10 protein-coding genes and 1 pseudogene are annotated in these 11,706 nt (G+C 43.1%); 4 read left to right on the forward strand and 7 right to left on the reverse strand.

The features are described 5' to 3' along the window. The first annotated feature begins 67 nt into the window (after positions 1-67). The 3 genes from AC07NA_RS25955 (at position 68) to AC07NA_RS25965 (ending at position 5,055) form a co-directional block, all read left to right on the forward strand. Complete coding sequence (locus tag AC07NA_RS25955) at positions 68-550, forward strand: dihydrofolate reductase (protein WP_494900963.1); 483 nt, start codon at positions 68-70, stop codon at positions 548-550. A gap of 118 nt (positions 551-668) precedes the next feature. Beyond that, the gene (secDF, locus tag AC07NA_RS25960; RefSeq protein ID WP_345214121.1) at positions 669-3,626 is read left to right on the forward strand and encodes a protein translocase subunit SecDF; all 2,958 of its coding nucleotides are present in this window, start codon (positions 669-671) and stop codon (positions 3,624-3,626) included. Positions 3,627-3,735: 109 nt separating this feature from the next. After that, on the forward strand, positions 3,736-5,055 hold the full coding sequence (locus tag AC07NA_RS25965) for an NAD(P)/FAD-dependent oxidoreductase (RefSeq protein WP_494900966.1): 1,320 nt from the start codon (positions 3,736-3,738) through the stop codon (positions 5,053-5,055). Between the two features lie 494 nt (positions 5,056-5,549). Here the strand turns inward: AC07NA_RS25965 and AC07NA_RS25970 are convergent, their stop codons facing one another. From AC07NA_RS25970 to fbaA, 3 genes are all read right to left on the reverse strand, one after another. Further along, the gene (locus tag AC07NA_RS25970; RefSeq protein WP_494900968.1) at positions 5,550-5,981 is read right to left on the reverse strand and encodes a GNAT family N-acetyltransferase; all 432 of its coding nucleotides are present in this window, start codon (positions 5,979-5,981) and stop codon (positions 5,550-5,552) included. Further along, positions 5,938-6,444: a low affinity iron permease family protein gene (locus AC07NA_RS25975; RefSeq protein WP_494900970.1), complete on the reverse strand. Its 507-nt coding sequence runs from the start codon at positions 6,442-6,444 to the stop codon at positions 5,938-5,940. Before AC07NA_RS25975 ends, AC07NA_RS25970 begins: the two co-directional genes overlap by 44 nt. A gap of 83 nt (positions 6,445-6,527) precedes the next feature. Then, complete coding sequence (fbaA, locus tag AC07NA_RS25980) at positions 6,528-7,607, reverse strand: class II fructose-bisphosphate aldolase (RefSeq protein WP_494900972.1); 1,080 nt, start codon at positions 7,605-7,607, stop codon at positions 6,528-6,530. Between the two features lie 621 nt (positions 7,608-8,228). Here fbaA and accD point away from each other — a divergent pair. Beyond that, entirely contained in the window at positions 8,229-9,071 is an 843-nt protein-coding gene (gene accD, locus AC07NA_RS25985) for an acetyl-CoA carboxylase, carboxyltransferase subunit beta (protein WP_494900980.1), read from the forward strand. Positions 9,072-9,252: 181 nt separating this feature from the next. On the opposite strand, the gene AC07NA_RS25990 is transcribed toward accD, so the two are convergent. The 4 genes and pseudogenes from AC07NA_RS25990 to AC07NA_RS26005 all read right to left on the reverse strand — a co-directional run. Then, entirely contained in the window at positions 9,253-9,783 is a 531-nt protein-coding gene (locus AC07NA_RS25990) for a hypothetical protein (protein ID WP_494900974.1), read from the reverse strand. 124 nt (positions 9,784-9,907) lie between these two features. Then, positions 9,908-11,044 (reverse strand): cysteine desulfurase family protein, encoded by a 1,137-nt coding sequence (locus AC07NA_RS25995; RefSeq protein WP_494900976.1) that lies wholly within the window; start codon positions 11,042-11,044, stop codon positions 9,908-9,910. Between the two features lie 41 nt (positions 11,045-11,085). After that, entirely contained in the window at positions 11,086-11,466 is a 381-nt protein-coding gene (locus AC07NA_RS26000) for a four helix bundle protein (RefSeq protein WP_494900978.1), read from the reverse strand. 45 nt (positions 11,467-11,511) lie between these two features. After that, a pseudogene (locus tag AC07NA_RS26005) lies at positions 11,512-11,706 on the reverse strand (phosphoglucosamine mutase); the annotation flags it as partial.

The following is an 11,706-nucleotide window of genomic DNA, read 5'->3' on the forward strand; positions in this document are numbered from 1 at the left end:
TGGCCACACCGGAATAAACGGCAATGACCAATGACTTAAATGACCAATGACTACAATGACCCACCAAATGACCATAAGCATAATAGTTGCCATAGCGCAAAACCACGCCATCGGCAAAAACAACCAGTTACTGTGGCACATGCCGCACGATCTGAAACACTTTAAAGAAGTTACTACCGGGCATACGGTTATAATGGGCCGCAAAACTTTTGATTCCGTAGGTAAGCCATTGCCTAAACGCCGTAATATTGTGGTAACACGGCAGCAAATTGAAATACCGGGATGCGAGGTGGTGGATTCTATTGATGCCGCCATTGCCCTTTGCGCGGGCGAGGATGAAGTGTTTATTGTGGGCGGGGCCGAAATTTACAGGCAGGCCATGGCCAAAACAGATGTGATCTACCTCACCATTATCCACAAGGATTTTGATGCCGATACGTTTTTCCCGGAGATTAACCCGGAGGAGTGGAAGGAAACCGGGCGGGAAGATTTTGATGCCGACGAGAAAAACCCAATACCATACTCGTTCATCACACTAAAACGCGGCTAACATTTTGTGTCATCAATTTGTTTTAATTTAAAATTTTCCGCTTACAAAATTTTATTAGATTTGCCGGTCTTATTTAAAAAGGTTATAGACAATTTTATATACATAGTTTTACTTCACGATGCAAGGTAAAGGGATCATTAAATTTTTTGCACTACTGCTAACCCTGGTTAGTATTTACTATCTTTCTTTCACATGGGTAGCCCAAAAGGTTGAGCAAGATGCGCGGGATTACGCGAAAGGCAATTCACAAAAATATACAGCTTATCTCGATTCAGTAGCAGATCTTCCTGCTTACCCTGTGTTGGGTCACACTTACCAGTACTGCAAAGGTAAAGAGCTCGCTTTAGGCTTGGACCTTAAAGGCGGTATGAACGTTACCATGCAGGTATCATTACGTGAGTTGGTACAATCGTTATCAAACAACAATCCTGAGCCTGCCTTTAATCAGGCACTGCAAAACGCCGATGTTGCTACACGCACCAGCCAGAAAGACTACATCACCCTGTTTATTGAGGAATACGAAAAGCTTAACCCTAACGGTAAGCTGGCCGCTATCTTCTCCACTAAAGATAACCAGGCTAACCTGAAGTTCAATGCTTCAAACGGTGAAGTTAAAGCCTACCTGCAAGATCAGGCAAGCGCGGCGGTTAAGCAAGCTTACACGGTATTAGATACCCGTATCAACCAGTTTGGTGTGGTACAGCCTAACATTCAGTTACAGCAAGGCACCAACCGCATATTGATTGAGCTGCCGGGCGTTAAAGACCCTGAGCGTGTACGTAAACTATTACAAGGTTCGGCTAAGCTGGAGTTTTACAAAACTTATGATAACCGCGAGGTTTACCAGTTACTGGCTAACGTTGATAAATTATTAGCTGATAAAGCAAAAGCGACTACTACTGATACTGCTAAAAAAGCAGATACCAAAACAGCCGCTGTTGCTGATACAAGCAAAAAAGAAAATTCATTATTAAGCAAGGTTGAAAAAAATGCTGCCAAAGATACTTCACTGGCCAGCAAATCAAGCCAACTGAGCAAAAGCAACCCATTGTTCTCTATCCTGTCGCCAAATGTTGGCCGCGATGAGAACAACCAACCTGCATTAGGTTCTGGTCCGGTTGTGGGTTTTGCTTCACAAGCCGATACTGCTAAAGTAAATGCTTACCTGAACAGCCCTGAAGTAAAAGCGACCATTCCGCAAAACATGAAATTGCTGTGGGATGTTAAAGCACGCGAAAAAACTAAAATATACAGCCTGTACGCCATTAAACTGGCAGGCGCGCAAAATGGCCCGGTATTAACCGGTGATGCCATTACCGATGCCCGCAGCAGTACTGACGAACGCGGTAACCCTGATGTTACCATGTCAATGAACTCTGACGGTGCACGTGCATGGGCTGATATCACTAAAGAAGCTTCATCTGGCGCGTACAAACAGGCTATCGCCATTGTGTTGGATAACAACGTATACTCTGCCCCTACTGTACAAAACGAAATCAATGGTGGTTCATCATCAATATCAGGTAACTTCACTATTGAAGACACCAAGGATTTGGCCAACGTATTAAAAGCTGGTCGTTTAAAAGCCCCTGCCCGTATCGTTAACGATACCGAGGTTGGTCCGTCATTAGGTCAGGAAGCTATCAATGCCGGTTTATTATCATGCGTACTTGGTTTCGTGGTAGTACTGGTGTTCATGGTGGTTTATTACAACCGTGCAGGTACAGTAGCCGTAATCGCGGTATTGTTCAACGTATTCTTCCTGATGGGTGTACTGGTAAGCTTAGGCGCTGTATTAACCCTTCCGGGTATCGCAGGTATCGTGTTAACACTCGGTATAGCGGTTGATGCCAACGTACTGGTATATGAGCGTGTACGTGAGGAAATGGCCTTAGGCAAAACGGTTAAACAATCTGTTACCGATGGTTTCAAACACGCCTTATCATCAATTTTAGATGCTAACGTAAGTACCTTCCTTACCGCTTTAATATTACTGGTATTCGGTTCGGGTCCAATCAAAGGTTTCGCAAGTACTTTAATGATCGGTATCATTACCTCATTATTCTGCTCATTGCTTATCTCAAGGTTGATTTTCGAATACATGCTTGATAAAGGCTGGGATGTTAAATTCTCACACCCTTGGAGCTCACATACCTTTAAAAACGCTAACTACGCGTTTGTTAAAAACCGTTTCAAATTCTACGCTTTCTCGGGTATATTCATCGTAGCAGGCTTAATCTCTATCTTCACCCGTGGCTTTAACTACGGTGTGGATTTTCAGGGTGGCCGTAACTATACTGTACAGGCAAAAGGCCAGGCAGTTAATGCTGATGATGCACGTGAAGCATTGGTTAAATACTTAGGTGTTGGTAAAGCTGAGGTTAAAACTTTTGGCAGCGATAAATTAAGTATCACTACCAACTACCTGCTTGAAGACAAAGCTGACGATGCTGATGCGAAAGTAGAAGCAGCCGTTAAGAAAGGCTTGAGCGAACTGCCAACCAAATACGAGATCATGGGCCGTCAAAAAATTGACCCTACCATCTCTAACGATTTGAAAACATCATCGGGCTTAACCGTAATATTCGCCATCCTGGTGATCTCGGCTTACATCCTGATCAGGTTCCGCAAATGGCAATATAGCCTTGGTGCCATGGTTGCTACCGCGCACGATTCATTGCTGGTATTATCATTCTTCTCATTATTTAAAGATGTGCTTCCGTTCTCGCTTGATATCGACCAGGCATTTATCGCCGCTTTGTTAACCGTTATCGGTTACTCAATTAACGATACCGTGGTAGTGTTTGACCGTATCCGCGAGTACCTGAAATTGCCAAGCTCTAAAAATGAGGATACTACAACAGTTATCAATACTGCAATTAACAGCACATTAAGCCGTACAATAATTACTTCGTTAACTGTACTGTTTGTTTTAATTGTATTGTTTATCTTTGGGGGCGACGTGATCAGAGGATTCTCTTTCGCCCTGCTTATCGGTATCATATTTGGTACATACTCGTCCATCTGTGTGGCAACGCCGGTAATCATTGACTTTGGGAAAAAAGGTCTTAAATAGATAAAACTTATTTATAATATTTAAGAGGCCCCAAAGAACATTTGGGGCCTTTTTGTTTTATGTTTTACAGCACACAACTTTATTTGAAATAACCCCCATTATTATATATATGGATCTCGCAAACAAATCAAATTTCCCTTTAGTAGTAATTATCGGCGGCGGCTTTGGCGGGCTGCAGGTTGCCGAAAATTTAAAAGACAAACCTGTAAATGTTTTAATGCTTGATAAAAACAATTATCACGGCTTTTGGCCTTTACTTTACCAGGTAGCCATGGGCAGTTTGGAGTGCGAATCAATAGCATTTTCGCTGCGTAAAAAGTTCGACGGGCAAAAAAACTTCAGGTTTCGCGTGGCCGAAGTTTCAGGTATCAATACTGAAAGCAAACACGTAGAAACCAATATAGGCGATATCGCTTATGATTATTTGGTAGTAGCAACAGGCTCCACCACCAATTTCTTCGGTAACAAAGAGATTGAGCGCTTTGCAATGCCAATGAAGACCATACCTGAGGCTTTAAACATACGCTACCTTATTCTGCAAAACTTAGAGGCCGCCGTACTGCAAGCCTCAAAAGAAGACCGCGAGCCTTACCTGAACTTTGTACTGGTAGGTGCCGGCCCAACTGGTGTTGAACTGGCCGGTTCACTGGCCGAGATCAAGAACCACATCCTTACCAAAGATTACCCCGAACTGCGCAAAGAAGAAATGAAGGTTTACCTTGTAGACTTTTTGCCAAGGGTTTTAGGCCCGATGTCTGACGATTCATCAAAATCGGCAGAGAAGTTTTTGAGAGGCATGGGCGTTGAGCTATTGCTGGGCACTAAGGTAGAAAGCTACGATGGCGAAGTAATAGTGTTTGAAGGCGGTAAAAGCATCCGTACCAAGAGCGTAATATGGTCGGCCGGTGTAATGGGCCAGGTACCCGAAGGTTTGGGCAAAGATGCCGTAATACGTGGTAACCGCATCAAAACAAATGCTATTTGCCAGGTAGATGGCCATACCGATGTATTCGCCATCGGCGACGTTGCAGCCAGCATTACCGAAGGTACCCCTAACGGACACCCTGGTGTGGCACAGGTAGCCATGCAACAAGGTAAAAGCGTAGCTAAAAACATTTTGAACATACTGGAAGGCAAACCAACCGTACCGTTCAGCTATTTTGATAAAGGATCAATGGCTACCATTGGCCGTAACAAAGCCGTAGTTGATATCAGCAAAACCATCAAGTTCCAGGGCTTTTTCGCCTGGTTAACCTGGATGTTTATCCACCTGATATCATTAATGGGCGGCCGTAACCGTTGGGTAGTTTTCATTAACTGGGTAGCCAGCTATGTAAGTTACAACGGCGGTAACCGTATCATCATCCGCAAGTTCGTAAAAGAAACATCAGACGCGCAAAAGAACGCCGTAACTAAATACGATCAATAAGCAAAGATTTTACTGAAAAATAAGAAAGGCAATGTGATAATCATATTGCCTTTCTTGTTTTGAAACGAAATTGTATATCAAGCAGCCGCCTTGCAGGTGTTTTGAAAATCTTTAATTCCCTCACTTGAAGCATAGCCGTCAATTTAAATTGATCAATATTGACTCACCCCGACATCGCTTCGCTCGTCACCCCTCTCTCCGCGAGCGGAAAGAGGGGTATTCATTTTTATTTTTTTCAGCCCTCTTTACGGCAAAGCCGAAGAGAGGGAGGTCCAGCGAAGCGTAGACCGGGTGAGTTAGCTATACCGTTTGCTTTAACCTTTAAATTGATGGCTATAATAGCAGGGAGGGGCTTATACAGCAAAATCATAAACCATTTGATGAAACCCCTCCCTACACCCTCCCAGGGGAGGGAATCGCACATTGGCCCGCGCTTTTACCTTTCCGATGGCTGTGATGACAGCTCCCTTTGTCCCTATTTTTGAATTTTGACTTCACTTCAAAACCATCTTATAATGCCTTATACCGGCTTCTTCAAACTCCGGCCCTTCTTGTACAAAGCCATTCTTTTCATACAAGCCTACGGCCTGTATTTGGGCGTGCAGGTAAACATAGCTTGCATCGGCAGGTAAACTATCAATTATGGCTTTTAACATCGCCTGGGCTACTCCTTTGCCTCTGTATTGCTTCAGTACGGCAAAGCGTTCCAATTTGTAGCCCTTATCAGTTTTGCGCCAGCGCGCGGCTCCGGCGGGTATGCCATCAGCTGTAGCTAAAAAGCGCGTTGCTTCTTCATCGTGCTCTATCTCCAGTTCGTGCGGGCAGCCCTGCTCCTCCACAAATACCTCGTATCTGATGGCCTGCATGGCGGCCTCCTGTTCCTTATTGCTTACTGTGCTTATTTTTATGTCGTAACTGCTGGGCATTGGTATAATGTTCTTTCGATTTAAAACTGTTCAACTTAGTGGTATGGTTTTCGGTAGCGGCATCAATAGAGTGCGTACAAAGTATATCGTCTTCCTCCTCGGCCAGGTCAGATAACTGCTCGTAAAATTTGTGCAGGCTGTTCAGCTCCTCTTCGTTAAGGTCTTCAATATCAACCATGCGGTTACTGGCTCCCTGGTGCGAAGCGATGAGCTCGTTCAGCTTCAAATGTATCGCCTTTGAGTCTTTATTTTGTGATTTTTGGATCAAAAAAACCATCAAAAAGGTAACAATGGTAGTGCCGGTATTAATAATAAGCTGCCAGGTATCGGAGTATTTAAATATCGGCCCCGTTATCCCCCAAACAATAATTACCGACATAGCGGTAATAAACGCGGCAGAACTGCCCGTAGCGCTGGTTGCCCAGTTGGCAAAACGCTCAAAAAAACTCTTTTTACTGGCCATTGGTTGTTTATGTGTTGATGTATTAAACGAAAAAAGAGCGCCAATGTTTAATTGGCACTCTTTTAATATAGCTTTAAAGAATATTACAGCTTGCTGTTAACGTCGATGCAGTTAAGATCGCTGAAAGCTTCGGTTAATCTTTTTACAAAGTTCTCTTCGCCTTTACGCAACCAAACACGTGGATCGTAATATTTTTTGTTCGGAGAATCAGCACCTTCAGGGTTACCAATCTGATCTTGCAGGTACGCTTCTTTTGATTGGTAGTAGTTTTTTATACCTTCCCAGTAAGCCCATTGCATATCGGTATCGATGTTCATTTTGATAGCACCGTAAGAGATAGCCTCGCGGATCTCTTCCTGGCTTGAACCAGAACCACCGTGGAACACGAAGTTGATCGGTTTCTCAGCAGTAATGTTATGTTTCTTTTTCAGGAACTCCTGTGAATTGTGTAAAATTATCGGTTGTAATTTTACGTTACCCGGTTTGTATACGCCGTGTACGTTACCAAATGCAGCAGCAACGGTAAAACGGTGACTAACTGCCGATAAGTGCTCATAAGAGTAAGCAACATCCTCGGGCTGGGTATATAATTTTGAGCTGTCAACATCGCTGTTATCAACACCATCTTCTTCGCCGCCGGTTACACCAAGCTCAATTTCGATGGTCATGCCCATTTTAGCCATACGCTCAAGGTATTTGGCAGATATTTCGATATTCTCTTCCAAAGGCTCTTCTGATAAGTCGAGCATGTGTGATGAGAACAATGGTTTTCCTGTTTCAGCAAAGAATTTCTCGCCGTGATCAAGCAAACCATCTATCCATGGTAATAATTTTTTAGCAGCGTGGTCGGTATGTAAAATAACCGCGACACCATAGTGCTCTGCCAGCAAATGCACGTGTTTAGCGGCAGATACGCCACCTAAAATGCAAGCCTGCAGTTTTGAATTATCTAATGATTTACCTGCGTAAAATTGCGCGCCACCGTTTGATAGCTGAATAATAACAGGAGATTTAACAGCTGCCGCCGTTTCTAACACAGCGTTTACAGTGTTTGTACCTATAACATTTACTGCCGGTAAAGCAAACTGATGCTTTTTAGCTGCCTCAAATAGTTCCTGCACCTGATCGCCGTGCAAAACACCTTTGTAATCTTTTAAACTCATTAATTAAAAAATTTGATTTTTGGAGCCCGAAGATATAAATTTCATCCGGTTTTATGTATATAATCTACTAAATCACTGTGCTTTTTTATCAACATGGTGTATTTTCTACACTATTGTATAAATAGCCCCTGTTTTTATGCCATTTTAGTATTAAATAATGTAAACAAGCGTGTTAAATTAGATGCAAGAGTTGAGAATCAGGAATCAAGATAAATTGCCTTTCACCCAATGGTGCGTGGTCAGGGCCTCTACGCACAATCCTTCGACAAGCTCAGGATGACCCCATTTCCAAAACATCTCATTATAGGCACAACACATCATCCAAATAAATTCTCTGTGTCACTCCGTGCAAACCTCTGTGTTCTTTGTGGTAAAAAAACACCCGCACTTATCGGTTGAATAAAAACCCTGCATATCGGAGAAGATCCTTCATTGCATTCAGGATGACAGGAAGAAAGGTAAACCTCCCCACTCTCAGCGAAAACCTCAGCTTACTCAGCGGTTAAAAACTTAACAGACCTGCCTCGCATTACTCATGTCAAACACACAATGTAAACTCATAAATGATAATAAAGGAAAAATTCGTTTCTTTGCATCATATTGAAAGACTTCGAAAAAGATATGGCGTGGTTTAAACGAGAGATCAAGGGGATAATTACGACTACTCAGGAAAAGAAAGAAGCACCTGATGGTATCTGGAATAAATGCCCAGAATGTAAAAAACCTTTACACTATTCAGAGCAAGTTGAGAACCAATATGTTTGCCACTATTGCGGCTACCATTTACGTATTGGCTCAAAAGAATACTTTTCTGTACTGTTTGATAATAACGAGTTTACAGAACTATTTACCGACCTCAGATCGGGTGATCCCCTGCATTTTGAGGATACCAAAAAATACACCGACAGGATAAAGGAAACTACCAAAAAAACAGGCCTTACCGATGCAATACGCGCCGGTCATGGTAAAATTGAAGGTCAGGATCTGGTAATTGCCTGTATGGATTTCAACTTTATTGGTGGTTCAATGGGTTCGGTTGTGGGCGAAAAGATTGCCCGTTCTATCGATTACAGCATCAAAAACAGGATACCTTTCCTGATGATATCCAAATCGGGTGGTGCACGTATGATGGAGGCCGCGTTCTCGCTAATGCAAATGGCTAAAACTTCGGCTAAATTAGCCCTGTTAAGCCAGGCTAAGATACCATACATCTCTTTACTTACCGACCCTACAACAGGTGGTGTAACAGCCTCTTACGCTATGCTTGGCGACATCAATATCGCCGAACCGGGCGCATTGATCGGCTTTGCCGGACCAAGGGTGATTAAAGAAACCATCAAGAAAGATTTGCCAAAAGGTTTCCAAACCGCGGAATTTGTACAAGAGCACGGCTTCCTCGACTTTATAGTTGACCGCCGCGAAATGAAAGAACGACTGGCTTCGTTTATAAAAATGCTTCAGTAGAGAGGCAAGAAATAAGATTCAGGAAACAAGATTTGAAAGTCAGGTTCCAGGAAAGACATAAAACAGAAAAGTCCCCAATGGGGACTTTTCTGTTTTAAAAACTATTTCTCCTGTTTCCTGAATCTTACTTCTTGACTCAAATAGGATCTTGTCTCCTGAATCTTATCTCTCGGCTCTAAAGCTATATTCCCTCCGTGCCCGGCTCGTGGCCTAACATACGGCCGGTTGTGCGGCCATGCGGACGGCTGCTGAAATCAGCTTTTGCGGGGCCTTCTGACGGAAACTCATGTGGGTTTGGTGGAGTAACGTCGGTTTGCTCGCTGTACGAGGCATCGTTACCTTCCTGCGGACGACTGTATTCGCGGGTTGAAGGGAAACTTGTGCTTTCCTCGCTTGCCTCACGCTCCTCCGGTGTTTCATTCGGATCAGGATCTACCGATTGCGGTGCCAGGTGGGCCTCGAAATCCTTGTCTTCATCTACATCGCTTTCTTCGTCGTCAATATCGTAGTTCAAATCATCGTCGGTGAGGGTGTTATCATAACCGTCATCATCGATATTATCTTCTTCTATTTCGTCGCGGTCAACGCCGTATTCATCATCTTCGTCGCCGAAATCAGATGCCCTGCCGCTATTGGTTAAACCATTTTTGTTGTCGTTATCATCGAACAAATCTTCCCGATCGTTCAGATTATTTTCCGTTATCGCTATCATAGGTTTTGTTTTAATTGTTAATTAATAAACCCATAGCAATAGCTTATTGTTTTTATTATTACAAAAAACAAGGCGTATTAAAGCCGCTATACGGCGAATCGGAAAGATGAGAAAAATGATGCTTTTAGGCGTTCAACAGGCAAACTTCGCGTACTTTGTTCACCGTATAATCAATCTCTTCTTTAGTATTATACTTAGAAAAAGAGAACCGAACCGACGGCCTTGTAGGGTTAGCGCCTATAGCGTTAAGTACGTGCGAACCAATATCGGTACCCGAACTGCAAGCACTACCGCCCGATGCCGAAATACCCGCGATATCCAGGTTGAACAATAGCATATCGGCCATATCCATTTCAGGGAATGATACGTTAAGCACGGTGTACAAGCTCTTTTCGGGCGCTATTTCGCCATTAAAGCCAATGCCCGGTATTTCGTGCTTCAGCTTATCTATCATGTAGGTTTTAAGGCCTTGAATATGTTGCTGGTGTTGTTCCATTTCGGTATAGGCCAGTTCGAGCGCTTTGGCCAAACCAACTATACCATATACGTTTTCGGTACCACCGCGCATGTTACGCTCCTGCGATCCGCCGTAAATCATCGGACTGATCTTTAACTTGTGATTCACATGTAAGAAACCGACACCTTTAGGGCCATGCAGCTTGTGTGCCGCGCAAACTAAAAAGTTAACCTTAAGCTTACTCAAATCATGCGCGTAATGCCCCATGGTTTGTACCGTATCGCAATGGAAGATGGCGTTATATTGTTCGCAAAGGTTACCTACCTGCTCAATATCGGTAAGAGTACCAATTTCATTGTTAGCATGCATTAACGATACAAACGTACGCTCGTTTTGCTGCAACAGGGTTTCGAGGTGCTGGTAATCGATATTACCTTTATCATCGGTTTTAACAAAGCTTAGTTTGATAACGCCCGCTTTTTGCATGGCTTCAAGCGTATGGATCACCGCGTGGTGCTCCAGTTTGCTGGTGATGGCATGTTTAATACCATGATCGGCAATACCGCACCTAATGGCTGTATTATCTGCCTCGGTGCCGCCACTGGTAAAAAATATTTCGGCAGGCGAAGTATGCAATAAATTGGCTACTGTTTTGCGTGATCTTTCGATAAGCGTACGAACCTCGCGCCCGTGAGCATGAATAGATGATGGATTACCATAGTGGTTTTCCATTACTTTGTACATTTCCTTTAATACCTCAGGATCAAGCGGCGTGGTAGCTGCATTATCAAAATAAACACGCATTTTCTATTATTTATTGAATTTATGAGTGAGTGAATGAGTGATCACTGCTTTTTGTTATCCGATGCCGTTTTACGGGCAGCGGAAACAACCTTCAGTATTTCATTCGCCTCTGTCAGTAATATATCTATTTCAGTCCGTTTAACTATATCAGCCCCGATCAATATTTCCATCCAAAACACGCTTTCGTCGGCCTCTTCAACTACTATGGAGAGTTTTGAATGAAATTCGGCCTGTGACCGGGCCCGGCATACCGCTCTGTAATTAGCCCCTACAGAAGAGGCCGATCTTAGTAACTGTTTACCGATTATCCTTGCTTCATCTGTTTTCGGCAAGGATCTGTATAGCTTTATATTATTTATAACAAACGTTTTAGTACGTTCCCTAAAACGCTCCGCAAAGTCAATTTTATCAATCTTTTCCATCAATGAATAAATTATCACTCATTCACTAATGTACTCAATCGCTAATTAAGTAAGTTGTAAAATTTCCTTTATATCGCTAATGATCTTGTTGGCCAAGTTATTGGCAACCGTTTCTGAATTACCTTCCGAATAAATGCGGATGATAGGTTCAGTGTTCGATCTGCGCAAATGTACCCATTCTTTGTCAAATTCTATTTTCAATCCGTCAATTGTGGTATGCGGCTGACTTTTGTATTTCTC

The sequence above is a fragment of the Mucilaginibacter sp. GW821-FHT07G05 genome, assembly GCF_059418565.1.